General features: G+C 72.0%; 20 protein-coding genes and 1 pseudogene. All 21 read right to left on the bottom strand.

What is annotated here, in order from left to right:
- Positions 1-30 precede the first annotated feature (30 nt).
- Complete coding sequence (locus ACFVVA_RS25690; protein WP_387693020.1) at positions 31-1,035, bottom strand: proline racemase family protein; 1,005 nt, start codon at positions 1,033-1,035, stop codon at positions 31-33.
- 92 nt (positions 1,036-1,127) lie between these two features.
- Entirely contained in the window at positions 1,128-1,991 is an 864-nt protein-coding gene (locus tag ACFVVA_RS25685; protein WP_380352909.1) for a dihydrodipicolinate synthase family protein, read from the bottom strand.
- A gap of 131 nt (positions 1,992-2,122) precedes the next feature.
- Positions 2,123-3,538, bottom strand: a complete 1,416-nt coding sequence (locus tag ACFVVA_RS25680; RefSeq protein ID WP_387693017.1) for an NAD(P)/FAD-dependent oxidoreductase — start codon at positions 3,536-3,538, stop codon at positions 2,123-2,125.
- A complete protein-coding gene (locus ACFVVA_RS25675) occupies positions 3,519-3,836 on the bottom strand; it encodes a (2Fe-2S)-binding protein (RefSeq protein ID WP_359901145.1) in 318 nt (105 codons plus the stop codon). Before ACFVVA_RS25675 ends, ACFVVA_RS25680 begins: the two co-directional genes overlap by 20 nt.
- Positions 3,837-3,892: 56 nt before the next feature.
- Positions 3,893-5,053 (bottom strand): NAD(P)/FAD-dependent oxidoreductase, encoded by a 1,161-nt coding sequence (locus ACFVVA_RS25670; RefSeq protein ID WP_387693015.1) that lies wholly within the window; start codon positions 5,051-5,053, stop codon positions 3,893-3,895.
- A 151-nt stretch (positions 5,054-5,204) separates the two neighbouring features.
- Positions 5,205-6,149: a twin-arginine translocase subunit TatC gene (gene tatC / locus ACFVVA_RS25665; protein ID WP_387693012.1), complete on the bottom strand. Its 945-nt coding sequence runs from the start codon at positions 6,147-6,149 to the stop codon at positions 5,205-5,207.
- Positions 6,150-6,261: 112 nt separating this feature from the next.
- A complete protein-coding gene (tatA, locus tag ACFVVA_RS25660; protein ID WP_387693010.1) occupies positions 6,262-6,567 on the bottom strand; it encodes a Sec-independent protein translocase subunit TatA in 306 nt (101 codons plus the stop codon).
- 191 nt (positions 6,568-6,758) lie between these two features.
- Positions 6,759-6,968, bottom strand: coding sequence for a hypothetical protein (locus ACFVVA_RS25655; RefSeq protein WP_359901157.1), 210 nt, complete (start codon positions 6,966-6,968; stop codon positions 6,759-6,761).
- Between the two features lie 20 nt (positions 6,969-6,988).
- On the bottom strand, positions 6,989-7,195 hold the full coding sequence (locus ACFVVA_RS25650; protein ID WP_375876040.1) for a hypothetical protein: 207 nt from the start codon (positions 7,193-7,195) through the stop codon (positions 6,989-6,991).
- 27 nt (positions 7,196-7,222) lie between these two features.
- Positions 7,223-8,149, bottom strand: a complete 927-nt coding sequence (locus ACFVVA_RS25645; protein WP_359901265.1) for a WYL domain-containing protein — start codon at positions 8,147-8,149, stop codon at positions 7,223-7,225.
- Positions 8,150-8,175: 26 nt separating this feature from the next.
- Positions 8,176-9,150 carry a helix-turn-helix transcriptional regulator gene (locus ACFVVA_RS25640; protein WP_387693008.1) on the bottom strand — a complete coding sequence of 325 codons (975 nt, stop codon included), beginning with the start codon at positions 9,148-9,150 and terminating at the stop codon, positions 8,176-8,178.
- 177 nt (positions 9,151-9,327) lie between these two features.
- On the bottom strand, positions 9,328-9,711 hold the full coding sequence (locus ACFVVA_RS25635; RefSeq protein WP_359901163.1) for an FKBP-type peptidyl-prolyl cis-trans isomerase: 384 nt from the start codon (positions 9,709-9,711) through the stop codon (positions 9,328-9,330).
- A 163-nt stretch (positions 9,712-9,874) separates the two neighbouring features.
- Positions 9,875-11,191: an FKBP-type peptidyl-prolyl cis-trans isomerase gene (locus tag ACFVVA_RS25630; RefSeq protein WP_387693006.1), complete on the bottom strand. Its 1,317-nt coding sequence runs from the start codon at positions 11,189-11,191 to the stop codon at positions 9,875-9,877.
- 203 nt (positions 11,192-11,394) lie between these two features.
- Positions 11,395-12,384 (bottom strand): FKBP-type peptidyl-prolyl cis-trans isomerase, encoded by a 990-nt coding sequence (locus ACFVVA_RS25625; protein ID WP_387693004.1) that lies wholly within the window; start codon positions 12,382-12,384, stop codon positions 11,395-11,397.
- Between the two features lie 136 nt (positions 12,385-12,520).
- Positions 12,521-13,882: a Pup--protein ligase gene (gene pafA, locus ACFVVA_RS25620; RefSeq protein WP_387693002.1), complete on the bottom strand. Its 1,362-nt coding sequence runs from the start codon at positions 13,880-13,882 to the stop codon at positions 12,521-12,523.
- A gap of 121 nt (positions 13,883-14,003) precedes the next feature.
- Positions 14,004-14,759: a proteasome subunit alpha gene (gene prcA / locus ACFVVA_RS25615; protein ID WP_387693000.1), complete on the bottom strand. Its 756-nt coding sequence runs from the start codon at positions 14,757-14,759 to the stop codon at positions 14,004-14,006.
- Positions 14,760-14,790: 31 nt separating this feature from the next.
- Complete coding sequence (gene prcB, locus ACFVVA_RS25610; RefSeq protein WP_380352913.1) at positions 14,791-15,588, bottom strand: proteasome subunit beta; 798 nt, start codon at positions 15,586-15,588, stop codon at positions 14,791-14,793.
- Positions 15,585-15,662: pseudogene (locus ACFVVA_RS25605) on the bottom strand (recombination endonuclease VII); the annotation flags it as partial. The pseudogene ACFVVA_RS25605 and the gene prcB, both read right to left, overlap by 4 nt.
- Before the next feature lie 133 nt (positions 15,663-15,795).
- Complete coding sequence (locus tag ACFVVA_RS25600) at positions 15,796-16,014, bottom strand: ubiquitin-like protein Pup (RefSeq protein ID WP_188299085.1); 219 nt, start codon at positions 16,012-16,014, stop codon at positions 15,796-15,798.
- A 174-nt stretch (positions 16,015-16,188) separates the two neighbouring features.
- The gene (dop, locus tag ACFVVA_RS25595) at positions 16,189-17,700 is read right to left on the bottom strand and encodes a depupylase/deamidase Dop (protein ID WP_359901180.1); all 1,512 of its coding nucleotides are present in this window, start codon (positions 17,698-17,700) and stop codon (positions 16,189-16,191) included.
- A gap of 228 nt (positions 17,701-17,928) precedes the next feature.
- Positions 17,929-19,695 carry a proteasome ATPase gene (gene arc / locus ACFVVA_RS25590; RefSeq protein ID WP_359901182.1) on the bottom strand — a complete coding sequence of 589 codons (1,767 nt, stop codon included), beginning with the start codon at positions 19,693-19,695 and terminating at the stop codon, positions 17,929-17,931.
- Positions 19,696-19,893: the final 198 nt, after the last annotated feature.

Here is a 19,893-nt window from a genome sequence, read left to right as displayed (position 1 = left end):
GTACGGGGAACGAAGGAGGGAGGAGGGGGGTCAGAGCAGGAAGCCCGCCGGGAACGGGTCGCTCGGGTCGAGGAAGTACTGGGCGGTGCCGGTGACCCAGGCCCGCCCGGTGACGGTGGGCACCACCGCGGGCCGCCCGGCCACCTCGGTCTCCTCGACCAGCCGTCCGGTGAAGGTGGTCCCGATGAAGGAGTCGTTGCGGAAGTCCCGCCCGAGGGACAGTTCGCCGCGCGCGTGCAGCTGGGCCATCCGCGCCGAGGTGCCGGTGCCGCAGGGCGAGCGGTCGAACCAGCCGGGGTGGATGGCCATCGCGTGCCGGGAGTGCTCGGCGGTGGAGCCGGGGGCGAGCAGCTGGACGTGGTGGCAGCTGTGGATGGACGGGTTCTCCGGGTGCACCGGCCGGTCCGGGCTCGCGTTGATCGCGTCCATCATCGCCAGGCCGGCGTCCAGGATCTCCTGCTTGCGCTCGCGCTCGAAGGGCAGCCCGAACTCGGCGAGCGGCAGGATGGCGTAGAAGTTGCCGCCGTACGCGAGGTCGTAGGTCACCGTGCCGTAGCCGGGCACCTCGATCTTGCGGTCCAGGGCGACCGAGTAGGAGGGCACGTTGCGGATGGTCACCGCCTTGGCGGCGCCGTCCTCGACGTGCACCTCGGCGACCACGAGTCCGGCCGGGGTGTCCAGCCGTACGGTGGTGACCGGTTCGACCACCGGGACCATCCCGGTCTCGACCAGCACGGTGGCGACCCCGATGGTGCCGTGCCCGCACATCGGCAGCAGTCCGGAGACCTCGATGTAGAGCACGCCGAAGTCGGCGTCCGGCCGGGTCGGCGGCTGGAGGATCGCGCCGCTCATCGCGGCGTGGCCGCGCGGCTCGTACATCAGCAGGGTGCGGAAGTGGTCCAGGTGCTCCTGGAAGTGCACCCGGCGCTCGGCCATGGTGGCGCCGGGGATGACGCCGAAGCCGCCGGTGATCACCCGGGTCGGCATGCCCTCGGTGTGCGAGTCGACGGCGTGGAACACGTGACGGCTCCGCATGGGTCACAACTCCCGTACAGGTTCGGATGGTGGGGGGTGGGCCGGGCCGACTGCCGCCGCAGCCGGCCCGGAGGCCCGGGTTCGCGCCGGTGTCAGACCAGGCCGTCGGCCAGCGCCTTCTCGGTGGCCGCGCGGACGGCCGCCTCGATCTCCGGGACGAGCGGCTGGCGCGGGGCGCGCACCGGGCCGCCGGGGCGCCCGGCGATGTCCATGGAGAGCTTGATGGCCTGGACGAACTCGGTCTTGGAGTCCCAGCGCAGCAGCGAGTGCAGCGACTTGTAGAGCGGCAGCGCGCTCTCCAGGTCCTTGGAGACGGCGGCGTCGTAGAGCGCCACCGAGGCGGCCGGCAGGGCGTTCGGGTAGCCGGCGATCCAGCCGACCGCTCCGGCGAGCGCCAGCTCCAGCAGCACGTCGTCGGCGCCGATCAGCAGGTCCAGCCCGGGGGCCAGCTCGGCGATCTCGTACGCCCGGCGGACGTCGCCGCTGAACTCCTTGACCGCGACGATCGAGCCCTCGGCGTGCAGCTGGGCGAGCAGCGGGGGGACCAGGTCGACCTTGGTGTCGATCGGGTTGTTGTAGGCCACGATCGGCAGGCCGGCCTTGGCGACCTCGGCGTAGTGGGCGCGCACCGAGGCGTGGTCGGCCCGGAAGGCGTTCGGCGGGAGCAGCAGGACGGAGCCGGCGCCGGCCTCGGCGGCCTGCTCGGCCCAGCGGCGGGACTCGGCGCTGCCGTAGGCGGCGACGCCGGGCATGACCCGGGAGCCGTCGCCGGCCGCCTCGACGGCGACCTCGACGACCTTGGCGCGCTCCTCGGCGGTGAGCGTCTGGTACTCGCCCAGCGAGCCGTTGGGGACGACGCCCTCGCAGCCGGAGTCGATCAGCCAGCGGACGTGCTCGGCGTAGGCGTCGTAGTCGACGGAGTGGTCCGGGCGCAGCGGGAGCGTGGTGGCGACCATGATGCCGCGCCAGGGACGGTTGGTGTCGTGCTGGGTGATGGACACATGAGCTCCTTGATGAGGTGTGACATTTTACAAGAGGGGACGGGCCGGAGACAAGGTCCCCGGCCCGCCGTTCGACGGCGGGCCCGTTACGACTCCGGGGTGGGCCCCGCCGCCAGCTGGGAGAGCGGCACCGGGCAGCCCAGTGGGCGCCGGTCGGGCCCGGGCTCACCCGAACCGGCCAGGCAGGCCACGGCCGGACCGCACATCCGGCCCTGGCACCAGCCCATCCCGGCCCGGGTGAGCAGCTTGACGGTGCGCGGATCGCCCGCGCCCAGTTCCTCGACGGCCTCCCGGATCGCCTCGACCGGCACCTCCTCGCACCGGCAGACGTCGGTGTCCGGACGCAGCCAGCCGGTCCAGCCGGGGCCCGGCCGGTGGGCGGCGGCCATCAGGTCGGCGAAGGCCCGCAGCCGCGAGCGGCGGCGCATCAGCGCGGCCGCGGGCCGCTCCCCGGCCACCGCGTACGCGGCCAGCTCGCCCTCGGCGAGCGCGAGGTCCGCGCCGCCGACGCCATTGGTCTCCCCCGCGGACCAGAGGCCGGGCACGCTGGTGCGCAGCCGGGCGTCGACCTCCAGCGCGACCGCGCCGTCCGGCCCGGTCACGGTCCGCGCACCCAGCTCGGTGGCCAGGTCGATCTGCGGCAGCAGGCCGTGGCCGACGGCGAGCGCGTCGCAGTCGATCCGCCGCCCGGTGCCGGGCACCGGCCGCCAGTCGGCGTCCAGCCGGGCCACCGTGACGCCGGTGACCCGGTCCGTCCCGTGCGCCTCGACCACCGCGCTGCGCGGGCGCAGCCGCACGCCGTGGCGCAGCAGCGCCCCGCCGTGCCCGGCGCCCTCGACCAGCTTGCCGGGCACGCCCGCCAGCACGCCGGGGTGCCGCGCGTACCCGAGGTAGGCGGTCGCCTCGACCACGGCGGGCACCTCGGCCCCGGCGGTGACCAGCGAGGAGGCGGCCGCGAGCAGCAGCGGGCCGCTGCCGGCCACCACGATCCGCTTCCCGGGCAGCACCAGCCCGGCCTTGAGCATGGCCTGGGCGCCGCCCGCGGTGACCACCCCGGGCAGGGTCCAGCCGGGGAACGGCAGCTGCCGTTCGTACGCGCCGGTGGCGAGCAGCACCGACCGGGACCGGACGGTGGCCCGGTCGGTGCTCTCCGGCCCGCGGGTGACGTGCACCGCGAAGCCGTCCCCGGTGCGCTCCAGGGCCCAGACCTGGTGCCCGGCCAGGAAGGCGGCCCGCCCGGCGCGCTCGTGCGCGTCGAGCCGGTCGGCCCGGCCCGTGTAGGCGGACCAGTGGTGGTGCAGCCGGTCCGGCCGCGCCGCGCCCAGGCCGGGCGCCGGGTGGCGGTAGTACTGCCCGCCGGTGCTACCCCCGCCGTCCAGCAGGGCGCAGCGCAGCCCGAGGTCGGCGGCGGTGACGGCGGCGGCCAGCCCGGCCGGGCCGGCGCCGACCACCACGAGGTCGTACGGCTGGCTGTCGTGGGCGTCAGACGGCGAGGTCGGCACGGCCGTGGCCCTCCTGGGTGGTGACGGTGGTGCCGGGCTCCGCGGGGAGCAGGCAGGTGCGCTGGTTGGGGCGGCCGTCCACGGTGGCCAGGCAGTCGAAGCAGGCGCCGATCCCGCAGAACGCCCCGCGCGGTTTGCCGCCGACCCGGGTGGTGCGCCAGGCGAGCACGCCGTCGGCCCAGAGCGCGGCGGCGATCGACTGCCCGGGCAGCGCGGGGACGGGCCGCCCGTCGAACTCGATGTGGTGGGCGGGCCCGGGCTCGGCCTGGACCAGCCCGGCGGGGGTGCGGCGGCGCATCGGCGGCTTCTCCAATCCTGGACGGAATCTCATGTGTGGCGATGGCGGGCCGGCGCTCACCCGGCCGGGAAGCGGTCCGCCCGGAACGGTTCGAGGTCCAGCTCCGGCCGCTTGCCGGTGAGCTGCTCGCTGATCAGCAGCCCGGTCGCCGGGGCCAGCCCGATGCCGGCCCCCTCGTGCCCGCAGGCGTGGTAGAGCCCGGGCACCCGGGGGTCCGCGCCGATGGCCGGCAGGTGGTCCGGCAGGTACGGGCGGAAGCCCCGGTAGGTGCGCATCACGGTGACGTCGGCGAGCACCGGGAACAGTGCGGCGGCCTGGGCGGCGAGCCGGCTCAGCACCTCCTGGGAGAGCGTGCGGTCGAAGCCGACCCGCTCCCGGCTGGCACCGATCAGCACCGGCCCGCCCGGGGTGCCCTCGATCACGGCGGAGGTCTCCAGCCCGGCCGATCCGCTGGCCACGTTGGCCACGTAGTCGGCGGCGTAGACCTTGTGCCGCACGACCCGCGGCAGCGGCTCGGTGACCAGCACGAAGCCGCGCCGGGGCAGCACCGGCAGGTGCACTCCGGCCAGCGCGGCGATCTCGCCGCCCCAGGTGCCGGCCGCGTTCACCACGGCGGCGGCGGCCAGGCTCCGCCGGTCGGTCCGCACGCCGCGCACGGCGCCGTCCGGGCCGCGGTCGACGGCGGTGACGCTCTCCCCGGTGATCAGCTCGGCGCCCATCCGGCGGGCCTCGCGCAGCAGGTGGGCGGCGGCCAGGGCGGGCTGGACCTGGGCGTCCTGCGGGTAGTGGAAGCCGCCGGCCAGGCCCTCGGCCAGGTGCGGCTCCAGCTCGCGCAGCCGCTCGCCGGGCACCTCCTCGGCCTCGACCCCGACGGTCCGCTGTCCGGCGGCGAAGGCCCGCAGCGCGTCCTGCCCGGCGGCGGTGGAGGCGACCACCACGCCGCCCTTGGGCTCGTACTCGATCGCGGGGCCGAGCCGCTCGGCGAGTTCGCGCCAGAGCCGGGTGCTGAGCAGGGCGAGGTCGAGTTCGGGGCCGGGCTCCTTGTCGGAGACCAGCAGATTGCCCTCGCCCGCGCCGGTGGTGCCACCGGCCACCGGGCCGCGGTCCACGACGGCGACGGCGAGCCCGGCGCGGGCGGCGTAGTAGGCGCAGGCGGCGCCGACCACACCGGCGCCGACCACGACGACGTCCAGGGGAGGTCTCTCGGTCTTCAGCACCTCAGTAATATGTCACATGCCATGCGACCTGCCAAGACCGCCCCACCGAAACCCGGGACCACCCCCACCAGCGGAAAGGCCGGAACGGCGGGAAGCCCCGGCCCACCGCTCGGCAGAGCGGCGGACCGGGGCTCCCTCAAGCCCTACCGGCTCAGGTGATGTCGTCCATCTCCTCGCGACGGGACGCCGGCACCGACGCACCGGCCGCCGGGGTCGCCGAGGCCTGGACGGACTCCGCACCGGCCACCGGCTGCACCGAGAGGTCCACGTGCGAGGCCTCCTCGTCGTCCAGCCCGGCGTCCGGGTTGCGGCGCGCCTTGCGCCGGTCGTTCAGGAGCGCGATCCCCACCGCGACGAAGTACAGCCCCCAGATCGGCGCGGCCAGCCCCAGCATGGTCAGCGGGTCGGCGCTCGGCGTGGCGAAGGCCGCGAACACCGTGATGCCCATGACCATGCCGCGCCACCAGCCCAGCAGCCGCTTGCCGGTGACCATGCCGATGACGTTCAGCATCACCAGCAGCAGCGGGAACTCGAAGGCCAGACCGAAGACCAGCACCATCCGGGTGGCGATGTCGAAGTAGTCCTCGGGCGGCAGGATCGGCGTCGTGTTGTTCGGCGTGAACGAGATCAGCACGTCGATCGTGGTCGGCAGCACCAGGATGGCCACGCCCACACCGGCCAGGAACAGCGGCGTCCCGCAGAGCAGGAAGACGACCGTGTACTTCTTCTCGTGCCGGTGCAGACCGGGCGCCACGAAGGCCCAGACCTGGTAGAGCCAGATCGGCACGGTCGCGACCACGCCCGCAGTCAGGGCGACCTTCAGCATCCAGGTGAAACCGGCGGTCAGACCGATGTTGGAGACCTGGGCGCACTTGCCCTGGTAGTGCTTGGCCTGCTCCAGGGTGTCGCACCTCGGCAGCGGCTTCAGGAGGAAGTCCTCCAGGTGCTTGTGGTAGATCGCCGCCACGATGGTGATCAGCACGATCGCCAGGACCGACTTGACCACGCGGTTGCGCAGTTCCCGCAGGTGGTCGGCGAGGGCCATCCGCCCCTCAGGATCCTTTGACGCCTTCGGCGCCTTGGAGAGCTTGCTCAACCCCGGTCCTCAACTCGTGCGTCGGGGCCCGTCGGTCGACGGGCCTCCGTGGTCGCGCGACTCCCGCACGTCGTGCGCGCGGCGCGCGTCAGCTGCCTCACGTGCGCCGCGCTCAGTGCGGGCGGTCGCCGTCCGGCGCGGAGGCCCCGGCGGCGGGCTCGTTCACCGGACGGGCCGTGGCCGAAGCGCCCGGAGCGGACTGGATGGTCCGGCCCGCGGCACCGTCGACCGAAGCCGCTGCCTGGGCGGGCGGGGCCGGCTGCTCGGACCGGCCGTCCGAACGCATCGCCTGGGCCTCGCTCTTCAGGATCCGCATCGACTTGCCCAGCGAGCGCGCCAGGTCGGGCAGCCGCTTGGCTCCGAACAGCAGGATGGCGAGAACCACGATCACCACGATCGCGGTCGGCGAGATGCGCATGCGCGACCACCTTCAGTCATGGCGGCCCGTCGGGCCGTCCGCTGCGGATGGTAACCGCTGCGGATGACGCCACGACGACGGCCGCCCGAACAGGACAGCGGCCCCCGGTACGCGGTTCAGGAGCCAACTGAGAGCGTAACCCGCCCCCACCCGCGCGCAGCAGCCCCCGTACCACCCGGAGCCGCGCCGTGCTAAGCGGCCGGGACCCGCTCCGCCGCCGGGGCGTTCGCCGCCGGCATCGCGTCCGCCAGGTCCTCGGCCGCCGCGGCCAGCGCCCGCGAGGCCCGGTCCACGCCTTCGGCCAGCGCCCGCACGTCCAGCCAGAGCCGGATCGCGAGGACCCCGAGGACCAGCAGGCCCGCGGTGGCGAGCAGGACGGCGGCGACGAGCATCCAGGACATGCGCCCACCCTATACGGGGGTCACCCCTCCGCCGGGACGAGCCGCATGGTGCGCACCCCGGCCCCGGTGAGCGCCTCGACGATCTTCTCCCCGGCCGGCTTGCGCACCGCCGCACCGCACCGCGGGCAGCCGAAGCTGTAGTGCGCCTGGGCCGGGGTGCGACCGAGGGTCAGGCGGAAGTCCTCGGCCGGGAGCTCCACCTTCTCCCGGCACTCGGAGCAGTACACCTTGAATCTGGTCCCGGGTTCCACCGCTCAGGCCCGCCCCTCCCCGTAGGCGGCCAGCGCCTCCCGCGCGGCCGAGCGCGCCTGCTCGGCCAGTTCGGGCGGCGAGACGATCCGGCCGTCCCGGCCCAGCCGCAGCGCCAGCGGGCGCAGCTGGGAGGGGTCGGCGCTGCGCAGGGTGATCCGCAGCCCGCCGTCGGGCAGTTCCTCGGCCCGGTCGTGGGTGTAGTACTCGGCCACCCAGCGCCCCCCGGAGGAGACCTCGACGACCACCTCGGGGTCGTCCGCCGCCGGGTTGACCAGCCCGCCGCTCAGGTCGCGCGGCTCGCGCCGGGGCGGGTCGGCCGGGACGTCCAGGACGCGGATCTCGGCGACCCGGTCGAGCCGGAACATCCGGTGGTCCTCGGAGGTGCGGCACCAGGCCTCGAGGTAGGTGTGGCCCTCGGTGAGCAGCCGGATCGGGTCCACCTCGCGCTCGGTCATCCCGCCGCGCCCGTGCGAGTAGTAGCGCAGCCAGAGCCGGCGGCCCTCGCTGAGCGCGCGGTCGATGTCGGCGAACACGTGGCTCTCCGCCTCGAAGGTCACGCCGACCCGGGCGCTGCCCTCGGCACTCTCCCCGGCCGCGTTCTCGATCTTGGCGACGGCCCGGGTGAGCGCCTCCCGGTCCCCGGCCCGCAGGCCCGGCAGCCCGGCCACCGCGCGGGCGGCCACCAGCAGCGCGGTCGCCTCGTCGGCGGCCAGCCGCAGCGGCTGGGCCACGTCGTCGACGTTGTGCCACCAGATCCGCTCGCCGTCGGTGTCGATGTCGAGCAGGTCGCCGCCGCGGAAGCTGGTGCCGCACATCGGCAGCACGTTGAGGTCCGCGATCAGCTCGCGCTCGCTGATCCCGAACGCCCGGGCCACCTCGGCGACCTCGGCCCCGGGCCGCTCGCGCAGGTAGGTGACCAGCGACAGCATCCGTCGCGTCTGGTCGATGGCATTACTCACGGACGCTCTCCCTCGATACCCGCGACCGCCCGCAGCCGGTCGACCACATCCGCCCGCAGCTCCTCCGGCCCGAGCACCAGCACGTCCGGCCCGAACTCCGCCAGGTCCGCGCCCAGCCCGTTGCCGTACGGGATCTCCAGCTCGTCCCAGGCCTCGTCCACCCGGGTGCTGCCCAGCGCCTTGGTGCGCAGCGGGAAGCCGGCGCCCCGGCGGACCCGGACGGTCGCGGTGGCGGTGGCCCCCTCCCCCGCGAACTTCGCCACGGTGGCCCGGACGTCCACGTGCTCGGGCACGGTGCCGAGGAACGCCCCGGACCTCGCCTTCACCTTGCCGGTGATCCGGCTGAGCCGGAACACCCGGGCGTCGCCGCGGTCGCGGTCGTACCCGGCCAGGTACCAGTGCCCGCGCCAGCACTCCAGCGCCCACGGCTCGACGCTGCGCTGCTCGGCGGCGGCGGCGCCGGCCTTGCGGTACTCGAAGGCGACCGGACGGCGGTCCCGGGCGGCGGTGAGCAGCGGCTCGAACGCGGCCTCCCGGGCGGGGATGCGCGGCTCCAGGGCGGTGCGGCCCTCGGCCTCGGCGAACGGCACCCCGGCCGCGCGCAGCTTCTGCAGGGCGCCGCTGGCCGCACCGGACATCTTGGCCTGCTGCCAGACCCGGGCGGCCAGGGTCAGCGCGGCCGCCTCCTCGGCGTCGAGGGCGATCTCGGGCAGCCGGTTGCGGTCGGCGCGGGCCAGGTAGCCGAGCTCGCCGTCCAGGGTGCTCTCGTCGACGTCGATCACCAGGCCGAGCTCGCGCAGGTCGTCCTTGTCCCGCTCGAACATCCGGTTGAAGGCGTCCTCGCTGCCGTTCTGCCAGGCCTCGCGGTACGCCTCGATGGACTCCCGCAGCTCCTTCTTGGAGAGCGGACGTCTGGTGTTCATCAGGCACAGGGCGAGATTCATCAGCCGCTCTGCCTTCGCGATCGCCATCGCTGACCCTTCCGGTGTGCCGCGCCGAGCGCGGGGTGCGCCAACCGGGCGATCACCACCCGGCGGGACCGACCGTACCGGTAGCGGTACGCACCGCAAAAGCGGCATCCCCGAACACCCCCGGACATGCCCGTGGGCCGGGCCCCCGGAGGGGTCCGGCCCACGGTCACGGCAGGCTCAGACGGCCAGCAGGTCGACCACGAAGATCAGGGTCGAGCCGGCCGGGATGAGCGGCGTCGGCGACTGGTTGCCGTACGCCAGGCGCGCCGGGATGGTCAGCTCGCGGCGGCCGCCGACCTTCATGCCGACGACGCCCTGGTCCCAGCCCTTGATGACGCGGCCGCCGCCCAGCGGGAAGCGGAACTCGTTGGGGCTCCGGTTCCAGCTCGCGTCGAACTCCTCGCCGGTCTCGAAGGTCACACCGACGTAGCGGACGCTGACGTTCTGACCCCGCTTGGCCTCCTCGCCGTCACCGACGACGATGTCGCGGATCTGCAGCTCCGTCGGGGCGTCGCCGATCGGGAAGTCGATCTCGGGCTTCTCGTTGAGGTTGACGCTCACAGTCCCTCTTCTCACATTCGCTTCGCTGTCACGACCAAGCGGCGGGCGCCCGCACCCGGTCCGTTCTTCCCGGACCACGGTACGGGCGCCCGCCGCCCGTAAGGGACCGGCCACGCGGCCGGGCCCGAAGGTCACACGTGCACCATTGTCACCCGAAAGTGGATCAGCCCTGACCCGCGTCGAGGATGTCCACCACGAAGACCAGCGTCGCGCCGGGCGGGATGTCGCCCTGGCCCTTGTCGCCGTAGCCCAGCGAGGCGGGGATCACCAGCTCGACCCGGCTGCCGACGGTCTGGCCCTCCAGGCCCTGGTCCCAGCCCTGGATGACCTGGCCGCCGCCGACCGGGAAGGTGAACGCCTGGCCCTTGCTGAGCGAGGAGTCGAACACCTTGCCGCTGGAGAACAGCGCGCCGGTGTACTGGACGACGACCTTCTCGCCCTTCTCCACCTTCGGCCCGGTGCCCTTGATCAGGACGTGCGACTTCAGCTCGGTCGGGTCCTTCGCGCCGGCCACCGGGGTGATCTCGGCCGGCTTCTTGCCGTTGTCCTTGACCTGCGGGAAGTCCGCCGGCGGCGGGGTGACGGTTCCGCTCACCACGGCGTCGGGCGCGTTGGCGTTGCGGATGTCGATCACGAAGATCAGGTCGTCCTTGGCGCCGATCGACATGTCGGCCTTGCCCTGGGCGCCGAACGCGGCGGCCGGCGGGGCCACCACCAGCAGCCGGCTGCCGGCCTTCTTGCCGACCACGGCCTGGTCCAGGGCCGGGATCAGCGCGTCGGTGCCGGCCTGGAAGATCTGCGGCTTCCCGTCGGCGTCGTACGAGCTCGGGATGTCCTTGCCGGTGGTCCAGTCCTTGGCGGTGTAGTCCACCGAGGCCCAGGAGTTCTTCTCCACCTTGGCGCCGGTGCCCTCGGTGAGCACCTTGACGACGAAGGAGCCGTCGGAGGCCTCGCCCGGCACCTGGATCTCGGCCTTCTTGCCGAAGTCCCCGGCGACCGTCGGCAGCACCTTGGCGCTGTCCTTGATCGGCGGCACCGGGTCGGCGGTCGGCGTGGGCGGCGCGCTCTTGGCCGCGTCCGGCTTGGCCGCGGCGCTGTCCTTGGAGCCGTCCTTGTTCACCACGTAGAGCGTGATGCCGCTGCCGACCAGCAGCAGGGCCAGCACCGTGCCGAGGATCACGCCCAGCTTGCCGACACCGGGCGGGTTCTCGTCGTACCCGGCCTCCGAGCTGTCGGTCTTGCGCACGTTGGAGGCGAAGATCTGCGGGGCGTCGTCGTCCGTCCTGGTCCCGCCCGCGGGGCGCGGCGCGTCGCCGGGCTGCGCCCAGCCGGCCTGCTGCGCCAGGATCGCCGGGGGGACGACGATCGACTCGCGGTCCCCGCCGACCGGGCCGCCGGGACGGGAGGCGGCCGGGTCACCCGCAGAGCTGTCGTTCGCCGCGGTACCGGCCCCGCCCGGGCTCGGCGTCTTCTCAGTCATGACTCCCCATCCATCTCGCCACGAGGTCTTCCAGGTCTGCGTCCGGCGTGGGCACGCCGGCCTGCTGCCGCACCGCCCCGCCCGGACCTCGGCACCGGGCGGCGCCTGCCACAGTGCGTGGGCAGTATGACAGCTCAGGATGAGGGCGGACGCTTCGCTGTACGAGCGTCCGCCCAAGCGTACGGAATCCCTGGGGTGAGTTCCTAGACCGCTTCGAGAATGTCGATCACGAAGACCAGCGTCGAGTTCGCCGGCACCGAGCCCTGCGCCTTGTCCTGGTAGCCGAGCGCCGGCGGGACCACCAGCAGGACCCGGCTGCCGACGTTCTGCCCGACCAGGCCCTTGTCCCAGCCCTCGATCACGCTGCCGGTGCCGATCTGCACCGCCTGCGCGCCGCCGTGCGTCCAGGAGGAGTCGAACTGCTGGCCGTTGGCCCACAGCACCCCGGTGTACTGCACCACCAGGGTCTGCCCGCTCTTGACCTGCTTGCCCTCGCCCTTGATCAGCACCGCCTGCTGGAGGTCGGTGGGCGCGGCCTGCCCTTCCGGGATCGTGATCGTCACCGGCGCCTTGCCGTTGTCCTTGACCTGCGGCAGCGTCGCGGGCGGCTCGGTCATCGTCCCGGTGAGCGTGGAGTCCGGCGGCAGGCTCTCCATGATGTCCAGCACGAACACGACGGTGTCGCCCTTGCTGACGCCCAGCTGGCTGGAGCCCTGCTCGCCGAAGGCCGCCTCCGGCGGGGCCACCACCAGCAGCCGGGAGCCCACCTTCTTGCCGATCACGCTCTGGTCCAGCGCCGGCACCAGCTGCCCGCTGCCGGCCTGGTAGAGCTGCGGCTTGCCGTTGGCGTCGTACGAGCTCGGCAGGTCCTTGCCGGTGGTCCAGTCCTTGGCGGTGTAGTTGACCGTCACCCAGTCGCCCTTGTTGACGGTCGCCCGCTCACCCTCGATGACCGTGTTCACCACGAACTGGCCGCTGGGCTGCTGGCCCTCGGGAATGGTGATGGTGGCCTTGCTGCCGTATCCGCCACCCGAAAGAGTGGGCATCGGCGACGCCTCGGCGACCGGCGCGGGCACCGTCGGGGCGGCGCTCGCCGTGGACGGCGTCGCCGGGCCGGCCGCCTTGGGGGAACTGCTGCAGGCGACCGCGAGCAGCAACGGCAGGGTGAGAAGCAAACCGGCGGTGCGGCGCACGGTGGTCCTAACTGTCGGTCGAAGTCGGCTCTCCTGACTCGACGGACAGCGTATGCCCGGCACGCGTCCGGCCCCGGTAGACACCACCGGGGCCGGTCACCGCCTTGATCACAACGCCTCGATCACACCGCCTCCGCTACATCCCCGCGATCAGCTTCTCCACCCGCTCGTCCACCGAGCGGAACGGGTCCTTGCACAGCACCGTGCGCTGCGCCTGGTCGTTCAGCTTCAGGTGCACCCAGTCCACCGTGAAGTCCCGGCGCTGCTCCTGCGCCCGGCGGATGAAGTCCCCGCGCAGCCGGGCCCGGGTGGTCTGCGGCGGGATCGACTTGGCCTCGAAGGTCTTGAGGTCGGTGGTCACCCGCTGCGCCTGGCCCTTGCCCTGGAGCAGGTAGAACAGGCCGCGGCGGCGGTGGATGTCGTGGTACGCGAGGTCGATCTGGGCCACCCGCGGGTTGGACATGCTCATCCCGTGCTTCTCGCGGTAGCGCTCGATGAGCTTGTACTTCATGATCCAGTCGATCTCCTGGGCCACCCCGTCCAGCCGCTCGGTGCGGACGGCCTCCAGGGTGCGGCCCCACAGGTCGAGCACCCGGCCGACGGTGCCGGTGTTGATGCCCTTGCGGTCCGCGAACTCCAGGGCCTTCGTGTAGTACTCCTCCTGGATGTCCAGCGCGCTGGCCTCCCGGCCGTTGGCGAGCCGCACCTGGTGGGTGCCGGTGAGGTCGTGGCTGACCTCGCGGATCGCCCGGATCGGGTTCTCCAGGGTGAGGTCGCGCATCACCACGCCGGCCTCGATCAGCCGCAGCACCAGGTCGGTGGAGCCGACCTTGAGCAGCGTCGTGGTCTCGGACATGTTGGAGTCGCCGACGATCACGTGCAGCCGGCGGTAGCGCTCGGCGTCCGCGTGCGGCTCGTCCCGGGTGTTGATGATCGGACGCGAACGGGTGGTGGCGGAGCTGACGCCCTCCCAGATGTGCTCGGCCCGCTGGCTGACGCAGTACACCGCGCCGCGCGGGGTCTGGAGCACCTTGCCCGCGCCGCAGATCAGCTGCCGGGTGACCAGGAACGGGATCAGCACGTCGGCGAGCCGGGAGAACTCGCCGTGCCGGGCCACGCAGTAGTTCTCGTGGCAGCCGTAGGAGTTCCCGGCCGAGTCGGTGTTGTTCTTGAAGAGGTAGACGTCCCCCGCGATGCCCTCCTCGTGCAGCCGCCGCTCGGCGTCCACCAGGAGGCCTTCGAGGATCCGCTCGCCGGCCTTGTCGTGCGTCACCAGCTCGACGACGTCGTCGCACTCGGGGGTGGCGTACTCGGGGTGGGAGCCGACGTCGAGGTAGAGGCGGGCGCCGTTGCGCAGGAAGACGTTGCTGCTTCGGCCCCAGGAGACGACCCGGCGGAACAGGTACCGCGCGACCTCGTCCGGCGACAGCCGCCGCTGCCCGCGGAACGTGCAGGTCACGCCGTACTCGTTCTCCAGCCCGAAAATCCGGCGGTCCATGAGCACTCCATTCTCTGTCGGAGCTGTCCGAAACCGCCTCCACGACGGCTGGGCCGCCGCAGGGGCACCGGAGTCCCGCACGACGGCGGCGGGGCCGCCGTACGGAACTCCACAGGTACTGCTACACCGGCGTGCCGTCCGCCGGGTTGTCGTCGTCGTCCGCCTCGGCGGACTGGTCCCCGTCGAGCAGCCGGCCCAGCTGGTTGCCCAGGATCCGCTTGAACTTGCGCTGCTGGAACCGCTGGCGGTCGAGGACCGCGACCTCCAGCTGTTCCGGCGTGAGGCTGCGCGCGCTGCCGCCGTTGGGGTCGCGCGCCAGCGAGTCCACCGCGACCTTCACCGCCTCGGTGAGGCTCAGGCCGGCCCGGTGGCGCTGGCCCAGGTAGTTGCCGATCGAGTCGGCGTTGCCGCCGACCACCACGTAGTTCTTCTCGTCCACGACCGAGCCGTCCGGCGTGAGCCGGTAGATCTGGTCGTTGTCGGGGGTGCGGCCGACCTCGGCCACGATCAGCTCGACCTCGTACGGCTTCTCACCGACCGAGGAGAAGATGGTGCCCAGGGTCTGGGCGTACACGTTGGCCAGGCCCCGGGCCGTGACGTCGGCCCGGTCGTAGGAGTAGCCGCGCAGATCGGCGTAGCGGACGCCGCCGATGCGCAGGTTCTCGAACTCGTTGTAGCGGCCGACCGCCGCGAAGGCGATCTTGTCGTAGATCTCGGAGACCTTGTGGAGCGCCCTGGAGGTGTTCTCCGCGACGAAGACGATGCCGTCGGCGTAGGTGAGCACGACCACGCTGCGGCCGCGCGCGATGCCCTTGCGGGCGTACTCCGCGCGGTCCGCCATGGCCTGCTGGGGTGAGACGTAGAACGGTGTCGACACCGGCGGTCGTCCCTTTCCTGTGAGGTGGTGGCTAGATCAGCGGGGCCTGCGGGCCGTTGGGCCGGGCCAGGCGCTCGTCGGTGATGGCGACGGCGACCTCCGTGACCTCCGCCTCGGTGAGTCGGCGGAAGCCGTCCTCGGTGATCAGCGAGACGATCGGGAAGATCTTGCGGGCGAGGTCCGGGCCGCCGGTGGCGGAGTCGTCGTCGGCCGCGTCGTACAGCGCCTGGACGACCATGGTGACGGCCTGGTCGGCCGTCAGCCCCTCGCTGTAGAGCTTCTTCATCGAGCCGCGCGCGAAGACCGAGCCGGAGCCGGTGGCGGTGAAGCCGCGCTCCTCGGACCGCCCGCCGGTGACGTCGTAGTTGAAGATCCGGCCGCGGCCGAGGTCCAGGTCGTAGCCGGCGAACAGCGGCACCACCGCGAGGCCCTGCATCGCCATGCCCAGGTTGCCCCGGATCATGGTGGTGAGCCGGTTGGCCTTGCCCTCCAGGGAGAGCGTGGTGCCCTCGATCTTCTCGTAGTGCTCCAGCTCCAGTTGGAACAGCCGGACCATCTCGATCGCGAGGCCCGCGGTGCCGGCCACGCCGACCGCGCTGAACTCGTCGGCCGGGAACACCTTCTCCATGTCGCGCTGGGCGATCACGTTGCCCATCGTGGCCCGGCGGTCACCCGCGATCACCACGCCGCCGTCGAAGGTCGCGGCCACGATCGTGGTCCCGTGCGGGGCCTCGACCACGGCGCCCTCGGGGAGCCCGCGGCGACCGGGGACCAGCTCCGGCTTGTGCTCGGCGAGGAAGTCGATGAACGAGGACGACCCCGGGGTCAGGAAGGCAGCCGGTAGACGCCCGGTGCCACGAGTGTTGGCTTCCACACGATTCCTTCCAGGTAGCTTGAAGCGCGCGCTGCCCGCACCCTACCCGCCCGACGATCACTGTCCACGGGTGGAGGGGCCGGTGCCGGACGGCCGGGCGGTGCTCGCCGCCCGGCCGCCCCGGACGGTCGCGACCGTGAATTCGGAATGCCCGGGTGCGGGCTATTGCCCGCCCTTCTGGACGAATCCGCGCACGAAATCCTCGGCATTCGACTCGAGGACCTCGTCGATTTCGTCCAGCACCGCGTCGACGTCGTCGCTCAGCTTTTCCTGACGCTCCTTGAGGTCGTCGGAATTCTGGCTTTCCGCGGCCTGCTCCTCGACCTCCTCGGAGGAACGGTTTGCCCGCTGCTGGCCGCCGCCGGTGTCCTTGCTCGCCATTTCCCTCACCCCGCTCGATTCGTCTGGCACGGTTCGGTCGTTGCTTGCTGCACCGACCCTATACACAAGGTGCGACTGCCGCTCCCGGTTTGCCGGTGGCGCTTCCTGTCCAACACCCGCTGCCACCCCGGATGATTCCCATTCGGCGGACGTTCACCCATGGTGATCGAAAAGTTACCCGCCGGCCAGCACCCGGAGCAGGTCCTCGGCCGTGCGGCAGCGGTCCAGCAGCTCCTTGACGTGGTTGCGGGTGCCGCGCAGCGGTTCCAGGGTGGGGACGCGCTGCAACGAGTCCCGGCCCGGCAGGTCGAAGATCACCGAGTCCCAGGAGGCCGCCGCGACGTGGTCCGCGTACTGCTCCAGACAGCGACCGCGGAAGTACGCCCTGGTGTCCTCCGGCGGCTTGGAGACGGCCCGCTCGACCTCGTCCTCGGTGACCAGCCGCTCGAACCGCCCGCGGGCCACCAGGCGGTTGTAGAGGCCCTTCTCGGGCCGTACGTCGCTGTACTGGAGGTCGACCAGGTGCAGCCTCGGGTTGTCCCACTCCAGGGCGTCCCGGCTGCGGTATCCCTCCAGGATCTCCCGCTTGGCGATCCAGTCCAGCTGCCGGGACAGCGACATCGGGTCGCGCTCCAGCCGGCCCAGGACGTCCTCCCAGCGCGCCAGCACGTCCACCGTCTGCTCGTCCGCGTCGGTGCCGAAGCGGTCCTCCACGTACTTGCGGGCCAGCTCGAAGTACTCCAGCTGGAGCTGGACGGCGGTGAGCCGGCGCCCGTTGCGCAGGGTGATCAGGTGCTTGAGCGTCGGGTCGTGGGAGACCCGGTGCAGGGTGCGCACCGGCTGGTCCACCGCGAGGTCGGCGGCGATGAAGGAGTCCTCGATCATCGACAGGACCAGCGAGGTGGTGCCCAGCTTGAGGTAGGTGGAGATCTCGGAGAGGTTGGCGTCCCCGATGATCACGTGCAGTCGGCGGTACTTCTCGGCGTCGGCGTGCGGCTCGTCGCGGGTGTTGATGATCGGGCGCTTGAGCGTCGTCTCCAGGCCCACCTCGACCTCGAAGTAGTCCGCCCGCTGGCTGATCTGGAAGCCGTGCGCGGAGCCGTCCTGGCCGATGCCGACCCGGCCGGCGCCGGTGACCACCTGGCGGGAGACGAAGAACGGGGTGAGGTGGCGGACGATGTCGGCGAACGGTGTCGCCCGCTTCATCAGGTAGTTCTCGTGGGTGCCGTAGGAGGCGCCCTTGTTGTCGGTGTTGTTCTTGTAGAGGTGGATGGTCTGCCCGTTGGGCAGTTCCAGCGCGCGTTGTGCCGCGGCCGCCATGATCCGCTCGCCGGCCTTGTCCCAGAGCACGGCGTCACGCGGGTTGGTCACCTCGGGCGAGCTGTACTCGGGGTGCGCGTGGTCCACGTAGAACCGGGCCCCGTTGGTGAGGATGACGTTGGCGAGGCCGATGTCCTCGTCGGTCAGCTGGCTGGCGTCCGCGACCTCGCGGGCCAGGTCGAACCCCCGTGCGTCGCGCAGCGGATTCTCCTCCTCGAAGTCCCAGCGGGCCCGCCGTGCCCGGTGCATCGCCGCCGCGTACGCGTTGACGATCTGGGACGAGGTGAGCATGGCGTTGGCGTTGGGGTGCCCGGGCACGGAGATCCCGTACTCGGTCTCGATGCCCATCACGCGCCGTACGGTCATGCGGCCCTCCTTGCCCGGTGCACCGCCCCCGACGGGCGGAGCACTCTGACGTACCGCCGAACAACACCGACGCCGGGCCTCTGCCCGCGGACGGTGGGTCGAGCCTAGAACCCGGCGCCGAGCGGCGGGCCCGGAGACGCGCCGTCCGGCTGCGGGGCCGCGAGGCGCCACAGCCGGACGGTGTGCGTACAGCTCCGGGGACCGCTGCCGGCCCGGACAACCGCGTGCTTACAGGTACTGCCCCGTGTTGGCGACAGTGTCGATCGAGCGGCCGGACTCGGCGCCCTGCTTGCCGGTGACCAGCGTGCGGATGAAGACGATCCGCTCGCCCTTCTTGCCGGAGATGCGGGCCCAGTCGTCCGGGTTGGTGGTGTTCGGGAGGTCCTCGTTCTCCTTGAACTCGTCCACGCAGGCGGCGAGCAGGTGGGAGACGCGCAGACCGCGCTGACCGTGGTCGAGGAAGTCCTTGATGGCCATCTTCTTCGCGCGGTCGACGATGTTCTGGATCATCGCGCCGGAGTTGAAGTCCTTGAAGTACAGGACCTCCTTGTCACCGTTGGCGTAGGTGACCTCCAGGAAGCGGTTCTCCTCGGTCTCGGAGTACATCCGCTCCACCACCGACTGGATCATCGCGGCCACCGTGGCCCCGACGGAGCTGTCGTGCTCCTTGAGGTCGTCCGGGTGGAACGGCAGCGAGTCCTTGAGGTACTTGGAGAAGATGTCCTTCGCGGCCTCGGCGTCCGGGCGCTCGATCTTGATCTTGACGTCCAGGCGGCCGGGCCGCAGGATCGCCGGGTCGATCATGTCCTCGCGGTTGGAGGCGCCGATGACGATGACGTTCTCCAGGCCCTCCACGCCGTCGATCTCGGCGAGCAGCTGCGGGACGATGGTGTTCTCCACGTCCGAGCTGACGCCGGAGCCGCGGGTGCGGAACAGCGACTCCATCTCGTCGAAGAAGACGATGACGGGCGTGCCCTCGCCCGCCTTCTCCCGGGCCCGCTGGAAGACCAGGCGGATCTGCCGCTCGGTCTCGCCCACGTACTTGTTGAGCAGCTCGGGGCCCTTGATGTTGAGGAAGTAGCTCTTCCCCTGGGGGCGGCCGGTGACCTCGGCGACCTTCTTGGCCAGCGAGTTGGCGACCGCCTTGGCGATCAGCGTCTTGCCGCAGCCGGGCGGGCCGTAGAGCAGCACGCCCTTGGGCGGGCGCAGCTCGTACTCCTTGAAGAGGTCGGCGTGCAGGTAGGGCAGCTCGACCGCGTCGCGGATCAGCTCGATCTGGTTGCTCAGACCGCCGATCTGGCGGTAGTCGATGTCCGGGACCTCCTCGAGGACCAGCTCCTCGACCTCGGACTTCGGGACGACCTCGAAGACGTAGCCGGAGCGGGGCTCCAGCAGCAGGGCGTCCCCGGACCGGATGGTCAGCCCACGCAGCGGTTCGGCGAGGCGCACCACCCGCTCCTCGTCGGTGTGCCCCAGCACCAGGGCGCGCTCGCCGTCCTCCAGGAGCTCCTTGAGGGTGACGATCTCGCCGATGTTCTCGAAGGCCATCGCGTCCACGATGTTGAGGGCCTCGTTGAGCATCACTTCCTGGCCGCGCCGCACCTCGTCGAGGGCGACGCTCGGGCTGACGTTCACGCGGAGCTTGCGCCCGCCGGTGAAGATGTCCGCGGTGCCGTCCTCGTTCGCGTCGAGGAAGGTGCCGAAGCCGGCCGGGGGCTGTGCCAGCCGGTCCACTTCCTCCTTGAGGGCCACGATCTGGTCGCGGGCCTCTCGCAGGGTGGAGGCGAGCCGTTCGTTCTGGGCGGTCACGCCCGCCAGGTTGGTCTGGAGCTCGACGATCCGCTCTTCGAGGATCCTCGAATTGCGCGGCGAGTCGGCGAGCTTGCGGCGCAACACGGCGATTTCCTGCTCAAGGTACGAGACCTGAGCGGCCTCGTCGGAACCACGAGCGGGCCTGCCGGTGCTGCGGTTGTAGTCGTCATCGTGGGCTGCCACGGTCCTCACCTCCTCCGGGGAGCTGGACGCTTCCAGACCCTACCTGGGACCAGGGGTCCGTAAACCCCTAGATCAAGAAAGATGGAACGGGCGTGTCCGATCTTCGCCCCAGCGTGCTTCCCCTCTGCTAAGGGGGATACCCACCGCGCACCACCCAAAGCGGGCCAGATGTATCGTCGAGCGAAGTGATATCCGATC

It is taken from the genome of Kitasatospora sp. NPDC058048 (genome assembly GCF_042885555.1).
GTDB lineage: Bacteria > Actinomycetota > Actinomycetes > Streptomycetales > Streptomycetaceae > Kitasatospora > Kitasatospora lactacystinica.
The sequence above is the reverse complement of the archived record's forward strand: the minus strand, read 5'-3'. Positions and strand labels throughout refer to the sequence as shown.

Bases quoted from the DNA above. Each gene is read 5' to 3' on its own strand.
- pafA (WP_387693002.1), bottom strand. From the start codon at position 13,882: ATGGACCGCCGGATTTTCGGGCTGGAGAACGAGTACGGCGTGACCTGC.
- ACFVVA_RS25675 (WP_359901145.1), bottom strand. From the start codon at position 3,836: ATGCGCCGCCGCACCCCCGCCGGGCTGGTCCAGGCCGAGCCCGGGCCC.
- dop (WP_359901180.1), bottom strand. From the start codon at position 17,700: ATGACCGTACGGCGCGTGATGGGCATCGAGACCGAGTACGGGATCTCC.
- ACFVVA_RS25645 (WP_359901265.1), bottom strand. From the start codon at position 8,149: ATGCTGTCGCTGGTCACCTACCTGCGCGAGCGGCCCGGGGCCGAGGTC.
- ACFVVA_RS25685 (WP_380352909.1), bottom strand. From the start codon at position 1,991: ATGGTCGCCACCACGCTCCCGCTGCGCCCGGACCACTCCGTCGACTAC.
- ACFVVA_RS25640 (WP_387693008.1), bottom strand. From the start codon at position 9,150: ATGGCGATCGCGAAGGCAGAGCGGCTGATGAATCTCGCCCTGTGCCTG.
- ACFVVA_RS25655 (WP_359901157.1), bottom strand. From the start codon at position 6,968: ATGTCCTGGATGCTCGTCGCCGCCGTCCTGCTCGCCACCGCGGGCCTG.
- ACFVVA_RS25690 (WP_387693020.1), bottom strand. From the start codon at position 1,035: ATGCGGAGCCGTCACGTGTTCCACGCCGTCGACTCGCACACCGAGGGC.
- ACFVVA_RS25630 (WP_387693006.1), bottom strand. From the start codon at position 11,191: ATGACTGAGAAGACGCCGAGCCCGGGCGGGGCCGGTACCGCGGCGAAC.
- tatA (WP_387693010.1), bottom strand. From the start codon at position 6,567: ATGCGCATCTCGCCGACCGCGATCGTGGTGATCGTGGTTCTCGCCATC.
- ACFVVA_RS25600 (WP_188299085.1), bottom strand. From the start codon at position 16,014: ATGGCGAGCAAGGACACCGGCGGCGGCCAGCAGCGGGCAAACCGTTCC.